This is a genomic window from Streptomyces sp. NPDC096193, from assembly GCF_040302905.1.
In the GTDB taxonomy this organism is placed as follows: domain Bacteria; phylum Actinomycetota; class Actinomycetes; order Streptomycetales; family Streptomycetaceae; genus Streptomyces.
Map to the genome: position 1 here is coordinate 483,136 of NZ_JBEOSJ010000002.1, position 26,133 is coordinate 509,268.

The 26,133-nt window shown below is 70.3% G+C and carries 25 protein-coding genes; 19 read left to right on the forward strand and 6 right to left on the reverse strand.

What is annotated here, in order from left to right:
• Positions 1 to 5: 5 nt before the first annotated feature.
• From ABTX78_RS04945 to ABTX78_RS04960, 4 genes are all read left to right on the forward strand, one after another.
• Entirely contained in the window at positions 6 to 1,472 is a 1,467-nt protein-coding gene (locus tag ABTX78_RS04945) for a hypothetical protein (protein WP_352205404.1), read from the forward strand.
• A 76-nt stretch (positions 1,473 to 1,548) separates the two neighbouring features.
• Positions 1,549 to 2,103, forward strand: a complete 555-nt coding sequence (locus ABTX78_RS04950) for a hypothetical protein (RefSeq protein ID WP_352205405.1) — start codon at positions 1,549 to 1,551, stop codon at positions 2,101 to 2,103.
• 189 nt (positions 2,104 to 2,292) lie between these two features.
• Complete coding sequence (locus ABTX78_RS04955; protein WP_352205406.1) at positions 2,293 to 3,246, forward strand: fibronectin type III domain-containing protein; 954 nt, start codon at positions 2,293 to 2,295, stop codon at positions 3,244 to 3,246.
• A gap of 67 nt (positions 3,247 to 3,313) precedes the next feature.
• On the forward strand, positions 3,314 to 3,622 hold the full coding sequence (locus tag ABTX78_RS04960; RefSeq protein WP_352205407.1) for an Rdx family protein: 309 nt from the start codon (positions 3,314 to 3,316) through the stop codon (positions 3,620 to 3,622).
• Positions 3,623 to 3,696: 74 nt separating this feature from the next.
• Here the strand turns inward: ABTX78_RS04960 and aceB are convergent, their stop codons facing one another.
• Together aceB and ABTX78_RS04970 are read right to left on the reverse strand one after the other, a co-directional pair.
• On the reverse strand, positions 3,697 to 5,319 hold the full coding sequence (gene aceB / locus ABTX78_RS04965; RefSeq protein WP_352205408.1) for a malate synthase A: 1,623 nt from the start codon (positions 5,317 to 5,319) through the stop codon (positions 3,697 to 3,699).
• Positions 5,320 to 5,535: 216 nt separating this feature from the next.
• Positions 5,536 to 6,141, reverse strand: a complete 606-nt coding sequence (locus tag ABTX78_RS04970) for a nucleotidyltransferase family protein (RefSeq protein ID WP_352205409.1) — start codon at positions 6,139 to 6,141, stop codon at positions 5,536 to 5,538.
• A gap of 168 nt (positions 6,142 to 6,309) precedes the next feature.
• On the opposite strand from ABTX78_RS04970, the gene ABTX78_RS04975 reads away from it, so the two are divergent.
• Both ABTX78_RS04975 and ABTX78_RS04980 read left to right on the forward strand, forming a co-directional pair.
• The gene (locus tag ABTX78_RS04975) at positions 6,310 to 8,307 is read left to right on the forward strand and encodes a serine/threonine-protein kinase (RefSeq protein WP_352205410.1); all 1,998 of its coding nucleotides are present in this window, start codon (positions 6,310 to 6,312) and stop codon (positions 8,305 to 8,307) included.
• A gap of 119 nt (positions 8,308 to 8,426) precedes the next feature.
• Complete coding sequence (locus tag ABTX78_RS04980; protein ID WP_352205411.1) at positions 8,427 to 8,738, forward strand: DUF5955 family protein; 312 nt, start codon at positions 8,427 to 8,429, stop codon at positions 8,736 to 8,738.
• Between the two features lie 667 nt (positions 8,739 to 9,405).
• Here ABTX78_RS04980 and ABTX78_RS04985 read toward each other — a convergent pair.
• Positions 9,406 to 10,209 (reverse strand): IclR family transcriptional regulator, encoded by an 804-nt coding sequence (locus ABTX78_RS04985; RefSeq protein WP_352205412.1) that lies wholly within the window; start codon positions 10,207 to 10,209, stop codon positions 9,406 to 9,408.
• Positions 10,210 to 10,614: 405 nt separating this feature from the next.
• Here ABTX78_RS04985 and allB point away from each other — a divergent pair, with 405 nt between their 5' ends.
• Positions 10,615 to 11,958 (forward strand): allantoinase AllB, encoded by a 1,344-nt coding sequence (gene allB / locus ABTX78_RS04990; RefSeq protein WP_352205413.1) that lies wholly within the window; start codon positions 10,615 to 10,617, stop codon positions 11,956 to 11,958.
• A complete protein-coding gene (gene alc, locus ABTX78_RS04995; RefSeq protein WP_352205505.1) occupies positions 11,955 to 13,073 on the forward strand; it encodes an allantoicase in 1,119 nt (372 codons plus the stop codon). Before allB ends, alc begins: the two co-directional genes overlap by 4 nt.
• Positions 13,074 to 13,609: 536 nt before the next feature.
• Here the strand turns inward: alc and ABTX78_RS05000 are convergent.
• Positions 13,610 to 14,338 (reverse strand): SDR family NAD(P)-dependent oxidoreductase, encoded by a 729-nt coding sequence (locus ABTX78_RS05000; RefSeq protein WP_352205414.1) that lies wholly within the window; start codon positions 14,336 to 14,338, stop codon positions 13,610 to 13,612.
• A 242-nt stretch (positions 14,339 to 14,580) separates the two neighbouring features.
• Here ABTX78_RS05000 and ABTX78_RS05005 point away from each other — a divergent pair, with 242 nt between their 5' ends.
• Together ABTX78_RS05005 and ABTX78_RS05010 are read left to right on the forward strand one after the other, a co-directional pair.
• Positions 14,581 to 15,198, forward strand: coding sequence for a dihydrofolate reductase family protein (locus ABTX78_RS05005; protein WP_352205415.1), 618 nt, complete (start codon positions 14,581 to 14,583; stop codon positions 15,196 to 15,198).
• 144 nt (positions 15,199 to 15,342) lie between these two features.
• The gene (locus ABTX78_RS05010; protein WP_352205416.1) at positions 15,343 to 15,609 is read left to right on the forward strand and encodes a hypothetical protein; all 267 of its coding nucleotides are present in this window, start codon (positions 15,343 to 15,345) and stop codon (positions 15,607 to 15,609) included.
• A gap of 41 nt (positions 15,610 to 15,650) precedes the next feature.
• Here the strand turns inward: ABTX78_RS05010 and ABTX78_RS05015 are convergent, their stop codons facing one another.
• The gene (locus tag ABTX78_RS05015) at positions 15,651 to 15,938 is read right to left on the reverse strand and encodes a hypothetical protein (RefSeq protein ID WP_352205417.1); all 288 of its coding nucleotides are present in this window, start codon (positions 15,936 to 15,938) and stop codon (positions 15,651 to 15,653) included.
• Positions 15,939 to 16,009: 71 nt separating this feature from the next.
• On the opposite strand from ABTX78_RS05015, the gene ABTX78_RS05020 reads away from it, so the two are divergent.
• From ABTX78_RS05020 to ABTX78_RS05035, 4 genes are all read left to right on the forward strand, one after another.
• Positions 16,010 to 17,239, forward strand: coding sequence for a sensor histidine kinase (locus ABTX78_RS05020; RefSeq protein WP_352205418.1), 1,230 nt, complete (start codon positions 16,010 to 16,012; stop codon positions 17,237 to 17,239).
• Positions 17,236 to 17,907 (forward strand): response regulator transcription factor, encoded by a 672-nt coding sequence (locus ABTX78_RS05025; RefSeq protein ID WP_352205419.1) that lies wholly within the window; start codon positions 17,236 to 17,238, stop codon positions 17,905 to 17,907. Before ABTX78_RS05020 ends, ABTX78_RS05025 begins: the two co-directional genes overlap by 4 nt.
• A 9-nt stretch (positions 17,908 to 17,916) precedes the next feature.
• Positions 17,917 to 19,095: a cytochrome P450 family protein gene (locus ABTX78_RS05030; RefSeq protein ID WP_352205420.1), complete on the forward strand. Its 1,179-nt coding sequence runs from the start codon at positions 17,917 to 17,919 to the stop codon at positions 19,093 to 19,095.
• Positions 19,096 to 19,363: 268 nt separating this feature from the next.
• Complete coding sequence (locus tag ABTX78_RS05035; RefSeq protein WP_352205421.1) at positions 19,364 to 19,783, forward strand: PaaI family thioesterase; 420 nt, start codon at positions 19,364 to 19,366, stop codon at positions 19,781 to 19,783.
• A gap of 169 nt (positions 19,784 to 19,952) precedes the next feature.
• Here ABTX78_RS05035 and ABTX78_RS05040 read toward each other — a convergent pair whose 3' ends face one another.
• Positions 19,953 to 20,957: a Gfo/Idh/MocA family protein gene (locus ABTX78_RS05040; RefSeq protein ID WP_352205422.1), complete on the reverse strand. Its 1,005-nt coding sequence runs from the start codon at positions 20,955 to 20,957 to the stop codon at positions 19,953 to 19,955.
• 155 nt (positions 20,958 to 21,112) lie between these two features.
• Between ABTX78_RS05040 and ABTX78_RS05045 the strand changes: the two genes are divergently transcribed.
• The 5 genes from ABTX78_RS05045 (at position 21,113) to ABTX78_RS05065 (ending at position 26,024) form a co-directional block, all read left to right on the forward strand.
• Positions 21,113 to 21,832, forward strand: a complete 720-nt coding sequence (locus ABTX78_RS05045; protein ID WP_352205506.1) for a GntR family transcriptional regulator — start codon at positions 21,113 to 21,115, stop codon at positions 21,830 to 21,832.
• Positions 21,833 to 21,992: 160 nt separating this feature from the next.
• On the forward strand, positions 21,993 to 22,991 hold the full coding sequence (locus tag ABTX78_RS05050; protein ID WP_352205423.1) for a sugar ABC transporter substrate-binding protein: 999 nt from the start codon (positions 21,993 to 21,995) through the stop codon (positions 22,989 to 22,991).
• Between the two features lie 119 nt (positions 22,992 to 23,110).
• Positions 23,111 to 24,124, forward strand: a complete 1,014-nt coding sequence (locus ABTX78_RS05055) for a sugar ABC transporter substrate-binding protein (protein ID WP_352205424.1) — start codon at positions 23,111 to 23,113, stop codon at positions 24,122 to 24,124.
• Entirely contained in the window at positions 24,121 to 25,182 is a 1,062-nt protein-coding gene (locus tag ABTX78_RS05060) for an ABC transporter permease (protein WP_352205425.1), read from the forward strand. Before ABTX78_RS05055 ends, ABTX78_RS05060 begins: the two co-directional genes overlap by 4 nt.
• On the forward strand, positions 25,179 to 26,024 hold the full coding sequence (locus tag ABTX78_RS05065; RefSeq protein WP_352205426.1) for an ATP-binding cassette domain-containing protein: 846 nt from the start codon (positions 25,179 to 25,181) through the stop codon (positions 26,022 to 26,024). The genes ABTX78_RS05060 and ABTX78_RS05065 overlap by 4 nt, the downstream gene beginning before the upstream one ends.
• Positions 26,025 to 26,133 lie beyond the last annotated feature (109 nt).

Consider the following 26,133-nt stretch of genomic DNA (forward strand, 5'->3'; position numbering starts at 1 on the left):
TCGAGGTGGACCTCGGCAAGCTGAACGCGGCAGCCGATGACTGGAAAACCATGGTCGGCGGACTGGAACTGCTGAGGACCGATGTCTACAGCGGTCTGGTGCAGCTGTCCGACGGGGCGCGGTGGGCCGGTGTGAATGCCGGGGTCACGAAGGACTTCGTCCGTATGACAGCGAAGGAGGTCTGGGACCTGCACCGAGAGGCCAAGAGCATCTCGGGCGTGCTGGAGGACGCGCACAGCGAACTGACGCGCATCCAGAAGCGGGCAAAGGAGCTGACCGCGGAAGCCCGGAAGGGCGGGTCCAACAGTACGGACGAACCGGACCCCGGCCTGTTGGTGATGGACGGCCCCGGCGGCACGGTGAAGGTGATGGAAGCGATCTGCGACGCCAAAGGGACGTCGCAGCGCACGAAGGACCTCATGCAGTGGTACGCCGACACGCTTTCCGGGCTGGTCGCCCACGCAGCGGAGATCGACGCGGCGGTGTCCCGGGCGCTGAAGAAGAGCCATGGCGGCGACCCGCACAACGCAGGCCACGCGACGTACACCTCGCTCGATGAAGATCAGCTGCCACGCGCCATGAAGCTGGCCTCCCTCGGTGATGACGCGAACGTGGCGCAGCGAGCTGAACTGCGACGGCTGTGGCAGTCCTTGAGCCCGCAGGCCCGTGCTGAACTCTGGACGGGTCACAAGGACGATCTCCTGTCAGCGGGCCTTCTGACTCCGACAATCAAGCGGGCTGCCCCCGACCGCGGGTCAGGGCCGCACGGGGTCGAGGAGCCCGGAGCGGAAGAGCGCAGGACGCGGGAGAAGATGAACGTGATCGCCGAGCTGGCGGACTGGAAGGGCGACAACGACGCATCCCGCCACATGGCCCACTACCTGGGGAACAGCGGGGACGACATGGACCTGCCCGTCGACAAGATGATGACCGACGATCCACGGTTCAGATCCCACATCGAGGACGACATCAGGGAGCGCCAGGACGCGTGGCGCGAGCAGGCTCTGGCGGAATTCAGGAGAAACGGGGGACAACCGGTCTCAATGCCTGTCGAAACGGCGAACCGGGACTACAGCTTTCAGAAGGAGGAAAACAAGAACTGGTTCTACGCGATCGGCTCCACCCGGTCGAACGTCACCGGCGTGGTCACCGTGGTGCCGGATGCCAATGGCGAGCCCAAGGTAGGCCTCGACTACCAGGCCAACGCCTGGGACCGCTACAACTGGGACAAGGACAAGGGTGTGACCATCGAGATTCCGGGATTGCCGTCGATGAGCATTCCGGACGGGCAGATGGCCCGCCTGCACACCACTGGCATTGCCCAGGAGTTCGACATGGTAGGCAGCAGTTCGGTCAAGCACTACGACCTGGGCGGCTCCGCCCCGAACGGCGACCCTCTCCCGAAACCCGACGAGCCAGGGCGTGAGGGTGGGCGTACGGATCCCGGGCGTGAACAGCAGGAAGGCCGGTAGAGGTCCATCAATGAACAGCACCAGTAGTGACCCCTCTCGGAGGCGGCCCGCGCGCCGGGTGCGGGTCGTCGGTGTCGTGCTGCTGGCGGTCATCGCCTGCGTTGCTGCGGCAGTCGGGGGGTTCGCGTACCTCGCCGACGATGGGTCGTCGGATCAGGCGGACGGCGAGAAGAACTGCTGCTGGGAAAGCGGAGCCACAGCTGCGTGGATCGGCGAGCAGATCGGCATCCGCATCCCGAAGACGGCTTCGGACCGACGGGCCGGATACAAGACCGGCAGCCGCCACGACACGGGGTTGCTCGCCTTCACCCTCCCCAGCCCGGAGGCGGACGGGTACACGTCCCGGCTGATCCGGCCGGGTACCAAGATGATCCGGAACTTCCATCCCGAGGAGAAGGATTACCGCCCGGCGGCCGCCTTCGCCCACCTCGAGCTGCCGGAGCCGGAGACCTTCGTGGAAGGGCTGCGCCGGGTGAGCCTCTGCCCTGATGACCTCACGACCCCTGAGGGTCAGTACCTGCGCCGTTGTATCGACCTCTTCGCGCATGAATTCAGGCCGGGCAGTACCCGTATCTATGTCAGGTCGACGATCGAGCCCGGCCTGACGCCACCCCCGGCGAACGGCAAGTAACAGGATCGGCCCACGCCATCCAGGTTGAGGTGGCGCTGGCCTCCGCCCGCGAGGCCGGCCGTGCGGGCCACCTGCGCTTGCCCCCCATGCGGGATGCGGCACCGACGAAGGTGCCGGACCCCTTGTGAGCGGCCCCCGACTGTGGCATATAGGTCTGGACCATTGCCCGTCGTCCGCGGAGGCCCGACCGTGCAACGTCCCCCCACACTCGCCGCGTTGACCTGTGCGGCCGCTCTGCTCCTCACGGCCTGTGGCGGCGAGGAGAAGGACACCACCAGCCCGAGCACCCCCTCCGGCGTCAGCGCGCAGGCGGGGAGTGCCACGTCCGTCCACGTCATGTGGCAGCACGCCACCGACGACACCGCCGTCACCGGATACGAGGTCTTCCAGAAGGGGACCAAGGTCAAGTCGCTGCCGGCCACCAAGCAGATGGTGGACATCGACCGGCTCGCGCCGAAGACCGCCTACAGCTTCACCGTGCGGGCGCGGGATGCCGCCGGGAATCTGTCGAAGGCGAGCGCCGCGACAGCCGTCACCACTCCGGCTCCGACGCCGGAGGACAAGGAGGCGCCCACGCGGCCGGCCACACTGAAGGGCAAGGTCGACGGGGGCCGGGCGGTGACCCTCAGTTGGGGGAAGTCCGCGGACAACAATCAGGTCACCTCGTACGACATCTACCAGGAGGACACCCGTATCCACAGCGTGTCCGGTACCGAGACGACCGCCCAGGTCACGGGGCTGCGGCCGGGGACGGTCTACACGTTCACCGTGCGCGCCCGTGACGCGGCGGAGAACTCGTCTCCCGACAGCGCCGCGGTCGACCTCACCACGCCTGCGGCACCCGGCAAGGGCCCGAGCACGGCTCCCACCGGCCTCAGGGCGACGGCCCGCAAGGGCAGCATCGACCTGACCTGGACCCCGCCGGACACCGGAGGGGAGCCCGTGGATGCCCACGAGTTGTACCTCAACGGGAAACCGGCGACGACGATCGTGTGGGGCACGATGCCGACGGGCCCGACGGCGACGTACACGATGACGGTCACCGACAAGCCGGGCACGCGGTACAGCATCAAGTTGCGGGCGAAGCTGCCGGACGGGAAGTGGGGGGACTTCTCGGCGCAGCGGACGGTCGTGGTGCGGTAGGGGCCGGCCACGCTCGGCACAATGGGGCCGGCCCCACCCGCCCTCACCTGCCGAAAGGCGTCACCCCGTGAACACCCCCGCCGCCTCCGCACCCGCCCCCACCCATCGCGTCCAGATCGAGTACTGCACCCAGTGCCGCTGGCTTCCCCGTGCCGCGTGGCTGGCGCAGGAGTTGCTCACCACCTTCGAGGCCGAGCTGGACGAGCTCGCCCTCAAGCCCGGGACCGGTGGGGTGTTCGTCGTGCGGGTCGACGGGGACGTCGTGTGGGACCGGCGCGAGCAGGGGTTTCCCGAGCCGACCGCCGTCAAGCGGCTCGTGCGGGACCGCGTGGCGCCAGGACGGACGCTCGGGCACTCCGACAGGGCGGCGGAGTAGACAGTCGGTCCGGCCGGACACGACGACGCCCCCGGTGCTGTGCGGTACCGGGGGCGTCGATTCGGTGCGGCAGATCAGCCGCGGAGCTGCTCGTACGCCGACAGCGTCAGGAAGTCCTCGTAGTCCTCGTCCAGCGCGACCCTCAGCAGCAGGTCGTGCGCCTGCTGCCAGTTGCCGGACTCGAAGGCCTCGTCGCCCAACTCGGCGCGGATGGCGACCAGTTCCTCCGCGGCGACCTTGCGGGCCAGTTCCGGTGTGGCCCGCTCGCCGTTCTCGAAGACCACGCCCGCGTTGATCCACTGCCAGATCTGCGAGCGGGAGATCTCGGCGGTGGCCGCGTCCTCCATCAGGTTGAAGATGGCGACCGCGCCCATGCCCCGCAGCCAGGCCTCGATGTAGCGGATGCCGACCTGGACGGCGTTGCGCAGGCCGTCGTACGTCGGCTTGGCGTCCAGGGAGTCGATGGCGATCAGGTCGCCGGCCGCCACCGAGACGTCCTCGCGCAGCCGGTCCTTCTGGTTGGGCTCGGCGCCCAGGACCGCGTCGAAGGAGGCCATCGCGATCGGGACCAGGTCCGGGTGCGCGACCCAGGAGCCGTCGAAGCCGTCGCCCGCCTCGCGGTCCTTGTCGGCCTTGACCTTCTCGAAGGCGACCTTGTTGACCTCGGCGTCGCGCCGGGACGGGATGAACGCCGCCATGCCGCCGATGGCGTGCGCGCCGCGCTTGTGGCAGGTGCGGACGAGCAGTTCGGTGTACGCGCGCATGAACGGCGCCGTCATCGTCACCGCGTTGCGGTCCGGCAGCACGAACTTCTCGCCGCCGTCACGAAAGTTCTTGACGATCGAGAAGAGGTAGTCCCAGCGGCCCGCGTTCAAACCCGACGCGTGGTCGCGCAGTTCGTAGAGGATCTCCTCCATCTCGTACGCGGCGGTGATCGTCTCGATGAGGACGGTCGCGCGGACGGTGCCCTGCGGGACGCCGACGTAGTCCTGGGCGAAGACGAAGATGTCGTTCCAGAGGCGGGCCTCCAGGTGCGATTCCGTCTTCGGCAGATAGAAGTACGGACCCTTGCCCAGGTCGATCAGCCGCTTGGCGTTGTGGAAGAAGTAGAGGCCGAAGTCGACCAGCGCGCCGGGGACCGGGCGGCCGTCGAGCCGGAGGTGGCGCTCGTCGAGGTGCCAGCCGCGGGGACGCATGACGACGGTCGCGAGCTCGTCGGCGGACTTCAGGGCGTACGACTTCCCGGACTTCGGGTCGGTGAAGTCGATACGGCGCTCGTAGGCGTCGATCAGATTGAGCTGGCCGAGGACCACGTTCTCCCAGGTGGGGGCCGAAGCGTCCTCGAAGTCGGCGAGCCAGACCCTGGCGCCCGAGTTGAGGGCGTTGATGGTCATCTTGCGGTCGGTCGGACCGGTGATCTCCACGCGGCGATCGTTCAGTGCCGCGGGGGCCGGGGCGACCTTCCAGGAGTCGTCCGCGCGGATGGCGGCCGTGTCCGGGAGGAAGTCCAGGGTGGAGGTGCGGGCGATCTCGGCGCGGCGTTCACCGCGGCGGGCGAGCAGTTCGTCACGCCGGGGCGTGAACCGCCGGTGCAGCTCGGCCACGAAGGTGAGTGCCGCGTCCGTGAGGACCTCTTCCTGCCGGGGCAGGGGCTCGGCTTCGACGATGGCCAGCGGGGACGGCGCTGGTGCGGACATGAGCTGTCACTTCCTTCAGCGGGCGATGCCTGACGGCCGCCGGGCGCAGGGATACGGCACTCGGTGCCGCAAGAGCCGAGACGCGGTCGCGGGCGCTTGTGTGGAGTCGGGCGCTTCTGACCAGTGGATAGTAGTTTCCTCATGGTGGAAGTTCAATGGTTTGTTGATATCGAGATTCTCCGGGTCGACAGACCATGGCTCTGAGTGCCACGCCGTTCACTCAAGGTGTGTCAGATCCTCCGTCGTGTCGATGTCGTACGCCTCCGCGATGTCGCCGCACTCGACCAGCTCGATCACGTCGGCGTGTTCCTTCAGATACGCGCGCGCACCGCGGTCGCCCACCGCGCTCGCCGCGATCGCCTTCCAGTGGTCCGCACCGAAGAGGACCGGGTGCCCGCGTTCTCCCGCGTAGGAGGCCGCGGCGAGCGCGTCCCGGGACCGGTACGCGGCCCGGACCCGCGCCACCGCGGGCGCGCCGATCCCCGGCTGGTCCACCAGGCAGACGAGCGCGGCGTCAGCGGCCGTCGGCGTCAGGGACTCCAGTCCGGTGCGCAGGGACGACCCCATGCCCTCCGGCCAGTCCGCGTTGTCGACGACGACGCAGCCGGACAGATCGGCCTCCTGTCGTACGCGATCCGCCGCCGCGCCGAGGACCACGTGCACGGTGTCGCAGCCGCCCTCGCGCAGCACCCGTACCGCGTGCTCCACCAGCGGCCGCCCGCGGTGCGACAGCAATGCCTTCGGACGGCCTCCGAGGCGCCGCCCGCCGCCCGCGGCGAGCAGCAGTCCGGCGACGACGGGTTCATTCGGTGCGTGTGTCATGAGGACTCCCTACCTCAAATATGGGCGAAGTGCCGGGCGTCCGGTACTCCGTGAGGGTGGGGCTGCAACCGGACGGGCCGTGCCCGTCGTCCGACCTGGAGAGGCGTGGGTGACCTCGGATAGGGTGCACCGGCCAATACTGAAGTTCGCCATGGGGGACACGAGTCGATGAGTGGGCGCACACACCAGGGGGTCTTCCAGCCGCTGGGCGAGGACGACCCGAAGCACGTCGCTGGTTACAAGATCGTCGCTCGTCTGGGCGCGGGAGGCATGGGCAAGGTCTACCTCTCGTACACGCCCGGCGGCCGGCCTGTCGCCATCAAGGTGATCCGGCCCGACTTCGGCCAGGACGCCGAGTTCCGGCGGCGCTTCGCCCAGGAGGTCCAGGCCGCGCAGCGTGTGCAGGGGCTGTTCACCGCGCCGGTCATCGACGCCGACGCCGAGGCCGAGCAGCCCTGGCTCGCCACGGCGTACGTCCCCGGGCCCTCCCTCGCCGACGCGGTCGCCGAACACGGCAAACTCCCCGTCGAGACCGTGCTGTTGCTCGTCGCCGGCATCGCCGAGGCGCTGCAGATCATCCATGGCGCGGGCATCGTCCACCGCGACCTCAAGCCCGCGAACGTGCTGCTCGCCGTCGACGGGCCGCGAGTCATCGACTTCGGTATCGCCCGCGCGGCCGACGCCACTTCGCTGACCAGCAGCGGTGTCACCATCGGTACGCCCTCGTTCATGGCGCCGGAGCAGGCGGCGGGCAGTCATGTCACGCCGGCCACCGACATCTTCGCGCTCGGCCAGGTCGCGGCGTACGCCGCAACGGGCAGGGCCGCGTTCGGCGAGGGCACCTCGCACGGTGTGCTCTACCGGATCGTGCACGAGGAGCCCGACCTCACCGAACTTCCGGAGCAGCTGCGGGAGTTGGTCACGCGCTGTCTGGCGAAGGAGCCGGAGGCGCGGCCCTCGGTGGCCGAACTCCTCGCGATCTGCCAGGCCGCCAACGCCGACACGGTGTTGCGCCGGCCCGAGGAGTGGCTGCCGGGAGCGGTGGCCGCGGAGATCACCACACGCAAGGCCGCGCCCGCGCCGCCGGCGACTCCGCCGGCCGGGCATGCCCCCGCTGCTCCCGCGCAGCCGCCGGCCCAGCCCCCGGCTCCTGCCCATACACCGGACACCGGCTCTACGCCGGTGCCGCCCGGCGTGCCCACGCCGACCGCGGCCGTCGCCCCCTCGACCCCGCCGCCCGGCTTCGGCCCCGCGCCGCAGAACCCGGCGTACGGCTATCCGAACGCGCAGGCGTCCCACCTGCAGGCGCCACACCAGCAGTCGGCTCACACCCCGCCCCCCCAGCAGCAGCACCCTCAGACGCCTCCTCCGCATGCGCAGCCGACCCACCAGCAGCCGACCCACCAGCAGGCGGCCCACTCGCAGGCGGCCCACCCGCAGGGGCCGGGGACGGCGCCCACGCCGCAGTACGGCTATCCACCGCACCAGTACACGATCGGCGGGCCCACCGGTCACCTCACGCCCGCCCCGGCGAAGAAGAAGACCGGTCGCAATCTGGCCATCGCCGTCGTCGCCACCGTCGTGCTCGGCGCGCTGGTCGGCGGCGGAGTGTTCCTGGCGCTGTCCGGCGAGGAGGACGGCAAGGACAAGGCGTCGCAGAGCCAGGACAAGGGCGAGGACAAGGGCGATCAGGGGCCCGCCACCGAAGACCCCTCCGACACCGCACCGGAGACCGGCGGAGACAAGTCCTCCGAGCCGGTGAAGGACCCCGAGCCCAAGACGTACACCGGGCTCAACGTCGTGGACGGCTACCACATCACCCTCGGGGACGAGCCGGTGAAACCGGTCGCCGACGACGCCTCCAACTCCGATGTCTCCTACTCATGGGACCTCGGCTGGATCCAGGTCGAGAACGCCAAGCTGATCCTGCTGCGCACCGGGCAGGCCGCCGACCTGGACACGTGCCGCAGCGAGACCCGGTACGCAAGCAGGCTCGAGACGGAGAATCTGTCGAAGGGCGCCAAGTTCTGCGTGCTGACCGAGTCCGGCAACGTGGGAGTGGTGACCTACCAGGGGAAAGCCCCGGATTCGGACCCCAGTCGCTTCATCACCCTCGACGTGACCGTGTGGCGCGGCGCCATCGACCCCGTACAGCCGACGTCCTGAATTCGGTCCATGCGGTGGCGCGCACGGACCCGTATGGCGTTAACTTGCCCGCGACCCTGGGTGTCCGGCCAACAACGGTCGGTCAGAGGCCGGCACAACGACGTGCGAGGGGGAGAGCTTTGTTGCGGAGCGTGGGGCAGACGCGGGTGACAGGGAGCGGCGAGGACCCGAGGACGACGGAGCTGCGCGCTGCCGTCGCCCGGCTCCGCCGTGAACTCGCCGGTCACCCGGCGGAGTTCCCCGACCGGGACATCGCCGAGGACGAACTCGCCGTGCTGGCGGCGATGGTCGCGGCCGGTGATCCGGAAGTCCCCCGGATGCGGCGATCGCTGCTGCTGATCGCCGGGGCGATCGGGTCGGTGAGCGCGCTGGCACCGGCGCTGATGCAGGTACGCAACGCAATGGACCTCTTCGGCGAAGTGCCGCGCTGACGCCGGCGGTACGGCTGCCTGGCACCGCCCCGCGGGGCATGCACACGCGGGACAGGCAGGACCGCACCGGGAACGTACCCGCCTGCGGCCGGGCTCCTCGCCCCGCCGCAGGCGGTGTCACTTCACGAGCAGGTGCAGGATCGTGACCACGGCGATGCCGACGAGAAGTGCGGTTCCGAGCGCGTGCGGGGTGAAGGAACGCGACGGCGGGCGAACAGGTCCCTGTGTCCAAGTCGCAGATGCCCCTGGCCGAGCTGCTCCAGGTGCGCGAGCGGACGCAGAGGCCGGAACACCCGGTCACCCTGGAGAACCCGGCGCCTCCTGGTGGGGTGCACAAGCATGGCGGGTGATGTGGCCGGTGCGGTCGACGCATGTGCCGAGCTGCTTCCGGTGCAGCAGCGGGTGCTGGGACCGGAGCATCCGCGCACGCTCGCCACCCGGCACGAGCTCGCCGTTCTGCGGGGCGTGCTGGGTGATGTCATCGGTCGGACGGAGGCCTTCACCGAGCTGCTTCCGGTGCAGGAACGGGTGCTGAGGCCGAAGCACCCGGACACGCTCCGCACCATCTGCTCCACCGACGCCTCCAGGCGCATGGCACCAGCGGCTGGACCCCTCGATCGCGCTGAGTGCTCAGCGCGACGGGGGGCGGCGCGGACCGCCCGGATCGTCAGCCGTTCCCGCCGGCCGTGTTCGCCAGCGCCGTCGACAGTTCCTGCGCGACCTCCTGGAGGATGGGGACGATCCTCTCCGTAGCCGCCTCGGTGACCCGTCCGGCGGGGCCCGAGATGGAGACCGCCGCGGCCGTCGGCGAGTTCGGCACGGACACCGCGAGGCAGCGCACGCCGATCTCCTGCTCGTTGTCGTCCACCGCGTAGCCGCTGGCCCGGACCAGCTCCAGCGCGTCCAGGAAGCCCTCGGGCGTCGTGATCGTCTTCTCGGTGGCGGCCGGCATGCCCGTCCTCGCCAGCAGGGCCCGCACCTCGTCCGGGGGAGTGTTCGCCAGGAGCGCCTTGCCCACACCTGTGGAGTGCGGCAGGACCCGCCGGCCGACCTCGGTGAACATGCGCATGGAGTGCTTGGACGGCACCTGGGCCACGTAGACGATCTCGTCGCCGTCGAGCAGCGCCATGTTCGCCGTCTCGCCGGTCTCCTCGACCAGGCGGGCCAGATACGGACGCGCCCAGGTCCCGAGCAGTCGGGACGCGGACTCGCCGAGACGGATCAGCCGGGGGCCGAGCGCGTAGCGGCGGTTGGACTGCTGGCGTACATAACCGCAGGCCACGAGCGTGCGCATGAGGCGGTGGATCGTGGGCAGCGGCAGACCGCTGCTGGCGGAGAGTTCGCTCAGTCCGACCTCGCCGCCGGCGTCGGCCATTCTCTCGAGCAGATCGAAGGCACGCTCCAGGGACTGCACGCCGCCGCTGTTCGCGGCCTTGGCTGCATCGGTGGTGCTGGCGCTGGACGTCGGCACGGCAACGGTCCTTTCGGGCAGGGCGGGCAAGTCAGCAGCCTACCGGGCGGCTGCGACCGGCACGCTGCTCCCTTCACGGCGTCTCTGCCGGTCAGGGGGTGTTTGTCCCTGTGTCGGCGGACACCTCCGACAGCGCTCGGCGCCCGCCTTGGTGGAAGCAACGTTCTGCCTTGTGAAATCTTACTTCCACTTTGTGGAAACGTCCAAGGGGTGGGTTCGAGCTCGGTGAATCCATGCCTCCGGGGTGGTTCGCTCGCGCGCGTGCGGTCAGGGGGGATGATCCCTCCGCAGGTCACGGGCGCCGTCGGTGACCCGGAGGGGTCTTGACGGACCGCACCGAGGAGTGAAGACTCCTTCAACAGTTCGTTGAATTTTTGCGGCACGGAACGGAAGTGAGGGGCACGGGTGGCCGATGTGGACGTGAACCTGGTACTGCGCTCGACGCGGGTGATCACCCCGGACGGAACGCGGGCCGCGGCGGTCGCCGTCGCCGGCGGGAAGATCGCGGCGGTGCTCCCCTACGACGCCGAGGTGCCGGCCGGGGCCGGGCTGGAGGACGTCGGCGACGACGTCGTCCTCCCCGGTCTCATCGACACCCACGTCCATGTGAACGACCCCGGCCGCACCGCGTGGGAGGGCTTTTGGACCGCCACCCGCGCCGCCGCCGCGGGTGGGATCACCACGCTTCTCGACATGCCCCTCAACTCCCTTCCGCCCACCACGACCGTCGACAACCTGCGGACCAAGCAGGACGTCGCACGGCCCAAGGCCCACGTGGACACGGGCTTCTGGGGTGGCGCGATCCCGGACAACACCAAGGATCTGCGGGCCCTGCACGACGCCGGAGTCTTCGGCTTCAAGTGCTTCCTGTCGCCGTCCGGGGTGGAGGAGTTCCCGGAACTCGACCAGGAGCAACTGGCCCGCTCCATGGCCGAGATCGCCGGCTTCGGCGGACTGCTGATCGTGCACGCCGAGGACCCGCACCACCTGGCCGCCGCTCCCCAGGAGCCCGGCCCCCGGTACGCGGACTTCCTCGCCTCCCGGCCCCGTGACGCCGAGAACACCGCCATCGAGAACCTGATCACCCATGCCAAGCGGCTGAACGCGCGGGTCCACGTCCTGCACCTGTCGTCCAGCGACGCACTGCCGCTGATCGCCGCCGCCAAGGCGGAGGGGGTACGGATCTCCGTCGAGTCCTGCCCGCACTTCCTCACCCTCACCGCCGAGGAAGTCCCGGACGGTGCCACGGAGTTCAAGTGCTGCCCGCCCATCCGTGAAGCCGCGAACCAGGACGCGCTCTGGGCCGGCCTGGCCGACGGCACCATCGACTGCATCGTCTCCGACCACTCACCCTGCACCACCGACCTCAAGACTCCGGACTTCGCCTCGGCCTGGGGTGGTATCTCCTCGCTGCAGCTGGGACTCCCGGCGATCTGGACCGCGGCACGCGGGCGCGGCCATTCCCTGGAGGACGTCGTGCGGTGGATGTCCGCCGGCCCGGCCGAACTCGCCGGGCTGACCCACAAGGGCGCCATCGAGGCCGGCCGTGACGCCGACTTCGCCGTCCTCGCCCCGGACGAGACCTTCACCGTCGACCCGGCGGAGCTGTACCACCGCAACCAGGTCACCGCGTACGCGGGCAAGACCCTGTACGGCGTCGTGCGTTCGACCTGGCTGCGGGGCGAGCGCATCGCGGAGAACGGCACCCTGGCGGAGCCGACCGGCCGTCTGCTCGAAAGGAACAACTGACCGTGTCCATCCCTTCCTTCACCGGTGACGCCAGCCCCTACGGCGGCGGCGACCCGTACGCCGACTACCGCACGGCCGACTTCCCCTTCGCGCACCACGCCGACCTCGCCGACCGGCGGCTGGGCGCGGGCGTCATCGCCGCCAACGACGAGTTCTTCGCCGAGCGCGAGAACATGCTGAAGCCCGAGGCCGCGGAGTTCGACCCCGAGCACTTCGGCCACAAGGGCAAGATCATGGACGGCTGGGAGACCCGCCGCCGGCGTGGCGTGGGCGCGCAGCAGCCGCATCCGACCGACGACGACCACGACTGGGCGCTCGTACGCCTCGGGGCGCCCGGCGTCGTACGCGGCATCGTCATCGACACCGCGCACTTCCGCGGCAACTACCCGCAGGCCGTCTCCGTCGAGGCGACCGCGGTGGCCGGGTCCCCCTCGCCGGAGGACCTGCTCGCGGACGATGTGAAGTGGACCGCGCTCGTACCGCGGACGGCCATCGGCGGCCACGCGGCCAACGGCTTCGCCGTCGACGTCGAGCAGCGCTTCACACACCTGCGCGTCAACCAGCACCCCGACGGCGGCATCGCGCGACTGCGGGTGTACGGAGAGGTGGCACCCGACCCGGCGTGGCTCGACGCGCTGGGCACCTTCGACCTCGTCGCACTGGAGAACGGCGGCCGGGTGGAGGACGCGTCCGACCGCTTCTACTCCCCGGCCACCAACACCATCCAGCCGGGGCGCTCGCGCAAGATGGACGACGGCTGGGAGACCCGCCGCCGCCGGGACAAGGGCAACGACTGGATCCGCTACCGGCTCGTCGAGCAGTCCGAGATCCGCGCGGTGGAGATCGACACGGCGTACCTGAAGGGCAACAGCGCGGGCTGGGCGGCGATTTCGCTGCGCGACGGGGACGCGGGGGAGTGGGCGGAGATCCTCCCGCGGACCCGGCTCCAGCCGGACACGAACCACCGCTTCGTGCTGGACGCGCCGGCGGTGGGCAGCCGGGTGCGGATCGACATCTACCCGGACGGCGGGATCTCGCGACTGCGGTTGTTCGGGTCGCTCACGGCGGAAGGGGCGGCGCGGTTGCGGGCGCGGCACCAGGAGCTCGGGGGCTGAGGTTGTTCGGGGCGGGCGGGGTCCGTTCCTGACCTGACCTGACCTGACCTGGCCGGTCCGGGCCGAGCCGTGGATTTTCGTCCACGGCTCGGCCCGGGTGCCCGGCTGCGCCGGGGTACGGCCTTCGGCCGTGTCCTCAATTGCCGGACGGGCTTGATTTGCCGCCCCGGTCCGTTAGGTCAGGCGGGACGGGCTTGATTTCCGCCTGGGGGTTCACTCGGGGCGGGGCGGGTTGTTTGCCGCCCCGGCCGGTTGCGTCAGGCGGGGCCGGCACGGTTTCCGCCGGGGTTTCACTCGGGGCGGGACGGGTTGATTGCCGCCATGGTCCGTTGCGTCAGGCGGGACGGGCTCGGTTCCCCCCCGGGTTTCACGCCGGGCGGGACGGGTTGATTGCCGCCCCGGCCGGTTACGTCAGGCGGGACGGGCTCGGTTTCCACCTCGGTCCGGCACGCCGGGTGGGCCTGCTTCCACCCCGGTTTGTCATGCCGTCCCACGGGCTTGTCGCTCCGCCCGTGGCAGGGCGGCGCGGCCCCGGGTTACGCCGCGTGGCCGCCGTCCACCGCCAGTTCCGCCCCCGTGATGTAGGACGCCTCGCCGCTCGTCACATACGCCACCAGCGACGCCACCTCCTCCGGGGTTCCGAAGCGGTCCAGTGCGGTGCCCGCCTTCTGCGGAGGTGCGTACGGGCCGTCCGACGGGTTCATGTCCGTGTCGATCGGACCCGGGTGGATCAGGTTCGCCGTGATGCCGCGCGGGCCCAGTTCGCGGGCCAGCGCCTTCGTCAGGCCCGTCAGGGCCGACTTGCTCATCGCATAGAGCGTGCCTCCCGGGCCCGGCACGTACTTCGTCATGCAGGAGCCGATGGAGACGATCCGGCCGCCGCGCTCCATCCGGGCGGCTGCCGCCTGGGAGGCGAGGAAGACCGCGCGGACGTTCACGGCCAGCACCCTGTCCACCTCGGCCGTCGCCAGGCTTTCGACCGGTCCGAGTACGCCGATACCGGCGTTGTTGACCAGGATGTCCAGCCCTCCGAGCGCGTCGGCCGCGCGACCGACGGCGGAGGCTGCGGTGTCCGTGTCGGCGGCGTCCGATCGGAGCGCGACGCCCCGGCGGCCCGCCGCCTCGATCTTGCGGACCACCTCCTGGGCCGTCTCCTCGCTGCGCACATAGGTGATGGCGACATCGGCGCCCTCCTGTGCGAGTCGCAGGGCGATCGCGGCACCGATTCCGCGGCTGCCACCGGTCACCAGAGCTGTCCTGGGCACGAGTTCCCCTTGTGATGATGTGTCATGACGTGTCGTACGACCTGATGACGTCAAGCAAAGCGGCCCGGCCTCCTGGGTGCCGGCGGCAAACGGACGTTGAATCCCGGTGTGACCCTGCGGCGAGAGCCCACACACCGGATGACCGATGAGATCCCGGCGCCGGCGGGGTCGTAACTGATGACCGCATGGCTGGACCGCCTCACCCACCGGGCGAACACGAGCAACGGAAGCAGGTACCTCTCATGGGGAAGCTCTCGATCACCACCTTCGTCTCCCTCGACGGCGTCATGCAGGGACCGGGCGGGCCCGAGGAGGACCCCCGTGACGGCTTCGACCTCGGTGGCTGGACCGTTCCCTATGCGGACGACGACTTCGGCCACTTCATGGACGGCGTCTTCGGCCGCGTCGGTGCGTTTCTGCTGGGCCGCCGCACGTACGAGATCTTCGCCGGGTTCTGGCCGACGATGACCGACCCCGACGACCCGATCGCCTCGAAGCTCAACTCCAAGCCGAAGTACGTCGTCTCCACCACGATGGAGCGGGCCGACTGGGAGCCGACCACGATCATCCGCGGTGACGATCTCGCCAAGGAGATCACCGCGCTCAAGGAACGCACGGACGGTGAGGTGCAGGTCCACGGCAGCGGCCGGCTCGCCCACTCGCTGCTGGAGCACGATCTGATCGACACCCTCCACGTGCTGACCTACCCCGTCGTCCTCGGCAAGGGCCTGCGGCTCTTCCCGGAGGGCGCGGTGCCCACGGCGTTCCGGCACACCGAGGCCCGCACCACCGGCAGCGGCGTGACGATCCAGACCTACGAACTGGCCGGCCGCCCCGAGTACGGGACCTACGGGGCCTGACACCGCGGGCGGGCACGGTTGTCAGGTTGGTCCGCCATGCGATCACTCCCGTACGACATCGAATTCCGCGGCCGGGCCAGGCGTGTTCAGGGCTGGGGCGTCGGACTGCCCGCGCTTTCCGGCCTGTTGTGAGTGTGGTTCGGGGTGCTGCTTCTGACGCCCTACGACCTCGACGGCAGGAACCAGGAGTGCGAGGCGCGTCTGTTCACGGACCGGTCCACCGCCAACGAAGGGCTCGGCAACGGCTCTTCGTGCCCCGCCGAGCGGGACTGGCCCGAGCTCGTCGCCGTGCTCGGGCTGTCCGTCCCCGTCTCCGTGGTCGGCGCGGTGCTCTTCACCAGCGGCACGGTGAGCAACCGGATGAGTGAGCACCTGGCCGAGGTGACCCGGCTCAACACGGCGAAGGTCTGAGCAGTCCCGTCCTTTGGCATCGCCTGCCTCCGGCGCCCCCGTCACTTGAGGTTGTCGGCCATCATCATCACCGCGAAGCCGGCCACGGCGATCACGATGTTCGTGAGCAGGGCCGCATCCCCGAGAAAGGAGACGTTCTCCGTCAGGAAGCGGGTGAAGGCCATGAAGCGGAACCAGCCCGTGAGCTCACGGATCACGCCGCAGCCCCCCAGCACGAGCATGATCATTCCGGCGCCTTCGAGAATCTTCTTCATGCCCGCGATCGTCGTGCGGCGCCGTGCCCTGGCGCGTCGGCCCTCGGCATGCACTCCTGCTCCGAAAGTCTCCACGTCGGCGACTTTGGTAGCTTCCCGCTCGCCTCGGCCTGTCCGGCGCCTCCCGCCTGCGTAACTTGGTCGGTATGACGCGTACGGAATACCCCTGGCTGCTGCCCTCGGCCATGGCGGACCCCCAGGAGCCCGACCGGCGGGGGGAGACGTCCACGGGCCGGCGCCGGCGGACCGTGCGCGACTGGATCGTGGACACCTGCGCCTTCGTCCTGGCCGCGTTGTTCGGGCTGATCGCGGCGGAGGCCAGCGACAAGTACAACGCCTCCGAGATGGTGGTCCTCGCCGATCAGCTGCTGGGTGCGGCGGCGTGCTGTGCTCTGTGGGTGCGGCGGCGCTGGCCGGTCGGCCTGGCCCTGGTCCTGACCGTCGCCACCGTGCTCACGCCGGTCGCCGGGGGCGCGATGCTGGTGGCCGTTTTCAGCCTCGCCGTGCACCGGCCGTTCAGGCCGGTCGCCCTGGTGGGACTGGTCGCGCTGGTCGGTTCCGTCGTGCAGCCGCTGGTGCGCCCCGACCCGACGGTGAACTACTGGGTGTCGATGATCGCCGGGGTCGTCCTGCTGCTGCTGGCGATCGGCTGGGGCATGCTCGTACGCGCCCGGCGCCAGCTCGTCGTGGCGCTGCGCGAGCGTGCCTTGCGGGCCGAGACCGAGGCCGAGCTCAGGGCCGAGCAGGCCCAGCGGCTGGCCCGTGAGGCCATCGCCCGCGAGATGCACGACGTGCTCGCCCACCGGCTCACCCTGCTCAGCGTGCATGCGGGCGCCCTGGAGTTCCGGCCGGACGCGCCACCCGCCGAGGTGGCGCGGGCCGCCGGGGTGATCCGCGACAGCGCGCACGAGGCGCTCCAGGACCTCCGCGAGATCATCGGCGTGCTCCGGGCGCCCGGCGAGGGCGAGCACGGAGACCGTCCGCAGCCGACGCTCGCCACGCTCGACGCGCTGGTCGCCGAGTCCCGCGAGGCCGGGATGAAGGTGACCCTCGACAACCGCATCACCGACACGGCCGCCGTCCCCGCGATCGTGGGGCGCACCGTCTACCGCATCGCTCAGGAGGGCCTCACCAACGCCCGGAAACACGCGCCGGGCGCCGAGGTCACCGTCGCCGTCGGCGGAGGGCCGGGCTCCGGGGTCACCGTCGCGGTCGACAATCCCGCTCCGGTCGATGACGTCGGCACGGTGCCCGGTTCCGGCCAGGGGCTGATCGGGCTCACCGAACGGGCCTCGCTCGCCGGCGGCAGCCTCGAGCACGGTGCGACGGGAGACGGCGGATTTCACGTCCGGGCCTGGCTACCGTGGGCCGCATGACTATCCGGTTGATCGTCGTCGATGACGACCCCCTGGTCCGAGCCGGGCTCTCCCTCATGCTGGGCGGGGCCGACGACCTCGAGATCGTCGGGGAGGGCGCGGACGGATCCGAGGTGCCGGAACTGATCGACCGGCTCTCGCCCGACGTCGTGCTGATGGACATCCGGATGCCGACGGTGGACGGTCTGCGCGCCACCGAGGAGCTGCGGCGCAGGCCGGACGCCCCCGAGGTCGTGGTGCTCACGACGTTCCACGCGGACGAGCAGGTGCTGCGGGCGCTGCGGGCCGGGGCCGCCGGGTTCGTCCTCAAGGACACCCCGCCCGCCGAGATCGTGGCCGCGGTGCGGCGGGTGGCCTCCGGGGACCCGGTGCTCTCCCCGGCCGTGACCCGCCAGCTGATGTCGCACGTCGCCGACCGGGTGCCCGACCCGCGCCGCAGCACGGCGGCCCAGCGCCTGGACTCGCTCGCGGAACGGGAACGCGAGGTGGCGGTCGCGGTGGGCCGCGGCCAGTCCAACGCGGAGATCGCGGCGACGCTGTACATGAGCGTGCCGACCGTGAAGACCCATGTCTCGCGCATCCTCGCGAAGCTGGATCTCAACAACCGTGTCCAGATCGCGCTGCTCGCGCACGACGCGGGCCTGCTGGACGAGGAGGGGCGGACGTAGGCTGGCGGGGTGGCGATCATCGATCTGGGGGAGTACGGGGCGGACTTCGTCGCCGATCCGTATCCGTACTACGCGAAGTGGCGCGAGGCCGGTCCCGTGCATCAGATGCGTGGGGTGCAGGGCGATGAATTCTGGCTGGTCGTCGGCCACGAGGAGGCGCGCGCCGCGCTGACCGACCCGAGGCTGCTGAAATCACCGGCCGTGGTGGGCCGGATGATGCTGGACGAGCGGGTCATCGGGCCGAATCTGCTGGTCCTGGACCCGCCGGACCACACACGGCTGCGCAGACTGGTGGCGCGGGAGTTCACCGGACGCCGCGTGGAACAGCTGGCCCCGCGCATCGGGCAGATCACCGACGAGCTGCTCGACGCGATGTTGCCCGCGGGGCGGGGCGACCTGGTCGACGCCCTCGCCTTCCCGCTGCCGATCATCGTGATCTGCGAACTGCTGGGCGTGCCGGCCGCGGACCGTGACGCCTTCCGCACCTGGTCCAACGAGGTGGTGGCACCCACCGGGCAGGCCGAGCTGGAGCGGGCCGTCGGCGAACTGGCCGCGTATCTGGACGACTTGATCGAGGACAAACGCTGCCAGGGGCCGACGGGTGACCTGCTGTCCGCCCTGATAACCGCCCGTGCGGAGAATGACGACCGGCTCTCGGCCGCCGAACTGCGTGCCCTGGCCTATCTGCTGCTGATCGCCGGCCATGAGACGACCGTCAACCTGATCGCCAACGGCGTACGGGCCCTGCTCGCCCACCCCGATCAACTGGCCGCTCTGCGCGCCGACTTGTCCCTCCTGGACGGCGCGGTCGAGGAGATGCTCCGCTACGACGGACCGGTGGAGGCGGCGACGGTGCGCTTCACCGCCGAGTCCCTGCGAATCGGCGACCGGATGATCCCGGCCGGCGCGATGGTCCTGGTCGGACTCGCGGCGGCCGACCGCGATCCGGCGCGCTACGCGGCCCCTGACACCTTCGACATCCGCCGCGACACCCGCGGCCATGTGGCCTTCGGCCACGGCATCCACTTCTGCCTGGGCGCCCCCCTGGCCCGCCTGGAGACCCGGATCGCCCTCCGGTCGCTGCTCACCCGCTGCCCCGACCTCGCCCTGGACCCGACGGCGGGCCCGCCGGAGTGGATCCCGGGGCTGCTGATGCGGGGAGTACGCAGCCTCCCCGTGCGCTGGTAGGGCGACGATGGCGCACCGGGCGCGATAAGTCGTGGCGGCGGCCGGTCGCCCGGCCGGCAGGGCTGGAGCCGGACCGGCCGGCACGCGGCGTACGGGGAGCAACTCTGGGCGCGCGGCGGGGCGTTGCGTTTCCCCGTCCCGACCCGGTCGCCGGCATCCGCGCGTGGATCGGAGCACCGTCCCGCCGCCGGCTCCGAGAGCGACGACCGCACCACACTGCGTACCGTGCTCGCAGAACTGGTCCCCCCACATACCGAGGAGCCCCGCCATGACCGGATTTGACCTCGGCCTCGCGCAGAAGGTCCTCGACAGCCAGCCCTTCAGTCGGCTGCTCCGGGCGCGCATCACCGCCTTCGGGGACGGGGCCGCCGTGCTGGAGGTCGACGTGCGGGACGAATTGCGGCAGCAGAACGGATATCTGCACGGCGGTGTCCTCGCCTACGCCGCCGACAACTCGATCACCTTCGCCGCCGGCAGCACTCTCGGGCCCGCCGTCCTCACCGCGGGGTTCTCCGTGCAGTACGTACGGCCCGCCACCGGGCTGATCCTCCGGGCGCGGGCCACCGTCGTGCACAGTGGGCGGCGGCAGGCCGTGGTGCGGTGTGACCTCCTGGCGGTGGGGGAGGACGGCGAGGAGACGCTGTGTGCCGTCGCGCAGGGCACGGTCCTCTCGTCCCAGGCGTCCTGAGGCCGCCTCACGGGGCGTGGACTTCCTGACCGCGGGCTGCCTCAGGTGGCTCCGGCGCCCTGAACGGGTTGCCTCAGGCGCCTCCGATGCCTCGACCGCGGGCTGCCTCAGGTGGCCCGACGGCCCGACGCCCCGATCGCAGCCCTCAGGCTCCCCGACCGCGGCCCCCTCACGCGCCCGCGATCTCCTCCAGCCGCACCGGCCTGTGCTCGCGGCGGGACAGCTCGCACGCCTCCGCGATCCGCAGGGCCGTCAGTGCCTCCCGCCCGTCGCACGGATTCGTGCCCTCGCCCTGGATCATCCGGACGAACGCGTCCAGCTCCGCCTCGTACGCGGGGGCGAAGCGTTCCAGGAAGCCCGGCCACGGCTTGTCGGCCGCCGGGGCGCCCTGCGGCTCGGTGGAGCTGATCGGGGTGCGGTCGTCGAGGCCGACCGCGACCTGGTCCAGTTCGCCCGCGAGTTCCATCCGGACGTCGTAGCCGGCGCCGTTGCACCGCGTCGCCGTGGCCGTGGCGAGGGTCCCGTCGTCCAGGGTCAGCACCGCGGCCGCCGTGTCGACGTCACCCGCCTCGCGGAACATCGGCGGTCCCGCGTCCGAGCCGGTCGCGTAGACCTCCACCACCTCGCGCCCCGTGACCCAGCGCAGGATGTCGAAGTCGTGGACCAGGCAGTCCCGGTACAGGCCGCCCGACAGCGGCAGATAGTCGGCGGGCGGCGGCGCCGGGTCGGAGGTGATCGCCCGGACCGTGTGCAGGCGGCCGAGCGATCCCGACCGCACCAGGTCGCGGGCCACCGTGTACCCGGCGTCGAAGCGGCGCATGAAGCCGAGCTGGAGCTCCGTACCCGCCGTCTCCACCTCGCGCAGCGCACCCAGCGTGCCGGGCAGGTCCACCGCGATCGGCTTCTCGCAGAAGGCGGGGAGCCCGGCCCGGGCCGCACGGCCGATCAGTTCCGCGTGGGACGCGGTCGCCGAGGCGATCACGATCGCGTCCACGCCCCAGGTGAAGATCTCGTGCGCGCTGGGCGCCGCCGTGGCCCCGGTCCGCTCGGCGACCGCGACCGCCTTCGTCGGGTCGGCGTCCGCCACGACCAGGGATCCGACCTCCCGGTGGCGGGCGAGCACGCCCGCGTGGAAGGTGCCGATTCGTCCGGTTCCGATCAGTCCGATGCGCATGGCCCAAAAATGGGGCCGGGCCGGGCGCCGTGTCAAGACTTTGTCCTGACAACCGAACTTCACGACTTCCCGTCAACATGAGCGGCGACTACGCTCGGCCCGTGCCCAAGCAGCCCAGACACGTGACGGACTCGTCCCTGTCTCTCCAGCTGAGCGTGGACCGCACCAGTCCGGTCCCGCTCTACTTCCAGCTGTCCCAACAGCTGGAGGCGGCCATCGAGAGAGGGACCCTCACCCCCGGCAGTCTGCTCGGCAACGAGATCGAGCTGGCCGGCCGGCTCGGGCTGTCCCGTCCCACCGTCCGGCAGGCGATCCAGTCGCTCGTCGACAAGGGACTGCTGGTGCGCCGCCGCGGTGTCGGCACCCAGGTCGTGCACAGCCAGGTGAAGCGTCCGCTGGAACTCAGCAGTCTCTACGACGATCTGGAGGCAGCCGGCCAGCGGCCCGCCACGATCGTCCTGGGCAATGCCGTGGAGAGCGCGAGTGCGCAGGTCGCCGCGGCTCTCGGCGTCACAGAGGGCAGCGAGGTCCAGCTGATCGAGCGGCTGCGGTACGCCCACGGCGAGCCCATGGCCCTGCTGCGCAACCACCTGCCCGCCGGACTGCTCGACTACGACACCGAGCGGCTGGAGGCCACCGGTCTGTACCGGATGATGCGCTCCGCGGGGATCACCCTGCACAGTGCCCGCCAGTCGGTCGGGGCGCGGGCCGCCAGCGCCCCCGAGGCGGAACTCCTCGGCGAGGAGGCGGGCGGCCCGGTGCTGACCATGGAACGCACCACCTTCGACGACACCGGCCGGGCCGTAGAGTTCGGCTCCCACATCTACCGTGCCTCGCGCTACGCCTTCGAGTTCCAGCTCCTCGTACGCCCCTGAGCGCGGCCGGTGGCCTCGTGGTGGTCGTTGGGCATGATCAGGTCACGTGAGAATGTCCTTCTGGTAAGAATGTTCGGACAAAGTCTTGACGGGGTGCGGCCGTCGCCGTAGAAACTCACCCAGCCGCAACCGGGCGGCCGGGAGAGAAGGCGGACCCACCATGCGAACCCACCGCAAGGCAGCAGCCCTGCTCGCCGCATGCGCCCTGGTCGCCGTCGCCGGATGCAGCAGTTCCGGCGGCAAGGAGGCCAAGGAGGACACCTCCAAGGACGGCGGAGGCGGCGTCCCCGCGACCACCGAACGCCTCAAGATCGCCATGGTCACGCACTCCGGCGAGGGCGACACGTTCTGGGACATCGTCCAGAGCGGCGCCAAGGTCGCGGCCAGGAAGGACAACGTCGAGTTCCTCTACGCCGCCAACAAGGAGGGCAAGGAGCAGGCGCAGCTCGTCCAGACCTACATCGACCAGAAGGTCGACGGGATCATCGTCACCCTCGCCAAGCCCGAGGCGGTCGGCGCGGTCGTCAAGAAGGCCGTCGCGGCCGGGATACCCGTCGTCACGATCAACTCCGGCGCCGAGTTCTCGGACGCGCTCGGCGCGCTCAGCCACATCGGCCAGGACGAGGCCGTCGCGGGCGAGGCGGTCGGCGAGGAACTCAACAAGCGCGGCAGGAAGAAGGCGCTTTGCGTCATCCACGAGCAGGGCAACGTCTCCCTCGAAGCCCGCTGCGCCGGAGTCGCGAAGACCTTCAAGGGAACGGTCGAGAACCTCAATGTGGAGGGCACCAACATGCCCGCCTCGACCTCCTCCATCGAGGCGAAGCTGCAGAGCGGCAAGGACATCGACTCCGTGGTCACGCTCGGCGCTCCGTTCGCCGCCGCCTCCGTCAAGGCCAAGTCGGGCGCGGGCTCGAAAGCGGAGGTCAACACCTTCGACCTCAACGCCGAGGTGGTCAGACAGCTCAAGGCCGGCGAGATCGGCTTCGCCGTCGACCAGCAGCCCTACCTCCAGGGCTACCTCGCCATCGACGAGCTGTGGCTCAACAAGACCAACCTGAACGTCATCGGCGGCGGCAAGCCCGTCCTCACCGGCCCGGCGCTCGTCACCGAGAAGGACGTGCCCACGCTCGAGAAGCTCACCGCCGACGGAACGCGATGACGTACCCGGCCCACCCGATGCCGACCCTCCCACCTGCCGTGACACATACTTGGGCGGCCGGGGCGCGAGGACACGCCCTCCGGCCGCACCGGGAGAATCGGCAAGAAGGGCACGGCGTCGTGGCTAGGGCAAGGACAGGGGTACGCGCACTGGGCGCGCTGCTGGCGGCGGTTCTCGGAGCCTCCCTCGCGGGATGCAGCAGCACCGGCGGGAAGCGGGCCGAGGACGCGCGCAAGGCGCAGGCCGCGGCCGGCAAGGCCGCCGTGAACACCCCTCGCTGGACCTTCGCGATGGTCACCCACTCGGGCGACGGCGACACCTTCTGGGACATCGTCCAGAACGGCGCCAAGCAGGCTGCCGCGAAGGACAACATCAACTTCCTCTACTCCCACAGCGACGAGGGGCAGCAGCAGGCCCAGCTCGTGCAGGCCGCCATCGACAAGAAGGTCGACGGCCTGATCGTGACGCTCGCCAAGCCGGACGCGATGAAGGGCGTCCTCGCCAAGGCCACCGCGGCCGGTATCCCCGTGATCACCGTCAACTCGGGATCCGAGCAGTCCAAGCCGTACGGCGCGCTGACGCACATCGGCCAGGACGAGACCATCGCGGGCGAGGCCGTCGGCGACGAGCTGGACAAGCGGGGCAAGAAGAAGGCCCTGTGCGTCCTGCACGAGCAGGGCAACGTCGGACACGAGCAGCGCTGCGCCGGCACCAAGAAGACCTTCGACGGCACCCTGCAGAACCTGTACGTCGACGGCACCAACATGCCCGACGTCCAGGCCTCCATCGAGGCCAAGCTCCAGGCCGACCCGTCCATTGACTCGGTCGTCACCCTCGGTGCGCCCTTCGCGGACGCCGCCGTGCAGGCGAAGAAGACCGCCGGCAGCAAGGCCGAGATCGACACCTTCGATCTGAACGCCAAGGTCGCGAGCGGCCTCAAGGCCGGGACGCTCGGCTTCGCGGTCGACCAGCAGCCGTTCCTCCAGGGGTACGAGGCCGTCGACCTGTTGTGGCTCCATCAGTACAACGCCGATGTCCTCGGCGGCGGGCGGCCCGTCCTCACCGGGCCGCAGATCATCACCGAGGAGAACGCCACCGAGCTCGAGGACTACACCGAGCGGGGAACCCGATGAGCGCTACCGCACCACCTGCCGGCACCACGCAGCCGGAGAAGACCGACGAGCGGCTGATGCGCACCTCGCCGCTGCGCAAGCTGATGGCGAGGCCCGAGCTGGGCTCGGTTGTCGGCGCCATCGCGGTCTTCCTCTTCTTCTCGATCGTCGCGGACTCCTTCCTGCGGGCGTCCAGCTTCTCCACCGTGCTGTACGCGGCCTCCACGCTCGGCATCATGGCCGTGCCGGTCGCGCTGCTGATGATCGGCGGCGAGTTCGACCTGTCGGCCGGCGTGATGGTGACGACCTCCGCGCTGATCTCGGCCATGTTCAGCTACCAGATGACGGCCAACGTCTGGGTCGGGCTGCTCGTCTCGCTGGTGGTGACGCTCGCCGTCGGGGTCTTCAACGGCTACATGCTGATCCGGACGAAACTGCCGAGCTTCATCATCACGCTCGGCACGTTCCTGATGCTGACCGGCCTCAACCTCGGTTTCACCAAGCTGATCAGCGGCACGGTCTCCACCAAGTCCATCGCCGACATGGACGGCTTCACGTCCGCGCAGAAGCTCTTCGCCTCCGAACTCACCCTCGGCGACATCACCTTGAAGGTGACGATCCTGTGGTGGTTCGCCTTGGTCGCGCTCGCCACCTGGATCCTGCTGCGCACCCGCTTCGGCAACTGGATCTTCGCGGTCGGCGGCAACGCGGACGCGGCCCGGGCGGTCGGTGTGCCGGTCACCAGGACCAAGATCGGCCTCTACATGGGCGTGGCGTTCGCCGCCTGGATCTCGGGACAGCACCTGCTCTTCTCCTTCGACGTCGTGCAGTCCGGCGAGGGCGTCGGCAACGAGCTGACGTACATCATCGCGGCCGTCATCGGCGGCTGTCTGATCACCGGCGGCTACGGCTCCGCGATCGGCTCGGCGGTCGGCGCGTTCATCTTCGGCATGACCAGCAAGGGCATCGTGTACGCGGAGTGGAACCCGGACTGGTTCAAGTTCTTCCTGGGAGCGATGCTCCTTCTGGCCACCCTGCTCAACGCATGGGTCCGCAAGCGTGCGGAGGCAACGCGATGACCACGCCGAAGTCCACGGAGCCCGCGGACACCGGGCGGACGCCTCTCGTCGAGCTCGACGACGTCAGCAAGTACTACGGCAACATCCGCGCGCTGGAAGGTGTCTCGCTGGAGGTGCACGCCGGGGAGATCTCCTGCGTCCTCGGCGACAACGGCGCCGGCAAGTCCACCCTCATCAAGATCATCGCAGGTCTGCACCGGCACGACGCGGGCGCCTTCCTCATCGAGGGGGAGGAGGCGGACCTGTCGAGCCCCCGCGAGGCGCTGGACCGCGGCATCGCCACGGTCTACCAGGATCTCGCCGTGGTGCCTCTCATGCCGGTCTGGCGGAACTTCTTCCTCGGCTCCGAGCCCACCAGGGGCAAGGGTCCCTTCAAACGGCTCGACGTCGACATGATGCGCGAGACCACCAGGTCCGAACTGCTGCGCATGGGGATCGACCTGCGCGACGTCGACCAGCCCATCGGGACGCTGTCGGGCGGCGAGCGCCAGTGCGTGGCCATCGCCCGCGCCGTCTATTTCGGTGCGAAGGTCCTCGTTCTCGACGAGCCCACCGCCGCACTCGGGGTCAAGCAGTCGGGTGTGGTGCTGAAATATGTGGCCGCCGCCCGCGACGCCGGGCTGGGAGTCGTGCTGATCACCCACAACCCGCACCACGCGTATCTCGTCGGCAACCGTTTCATCCTGCTCAAGCGCGGAGTCATGTCCGCCAGCCACACCAAGGACTCCGTCACGCTCGATGAGCTCACCCGTCAGATGGCGGGCGGCAGCGAGCTGGAGGACCTGCGCCACGAGCTGGAGCGCGCACCGGTACCGACGCATCTGGGGGGCCACGACCAGTAGCCCCTCGCACCGCATGGCCCGGCGCTCCCGCCCAGGGGCTCCGGGCCGGTCCGGTCCTCGGCCGGGGCCGCGGGCCGATGGCCCGGATGGCAGAATCGGGCCCGTCAGC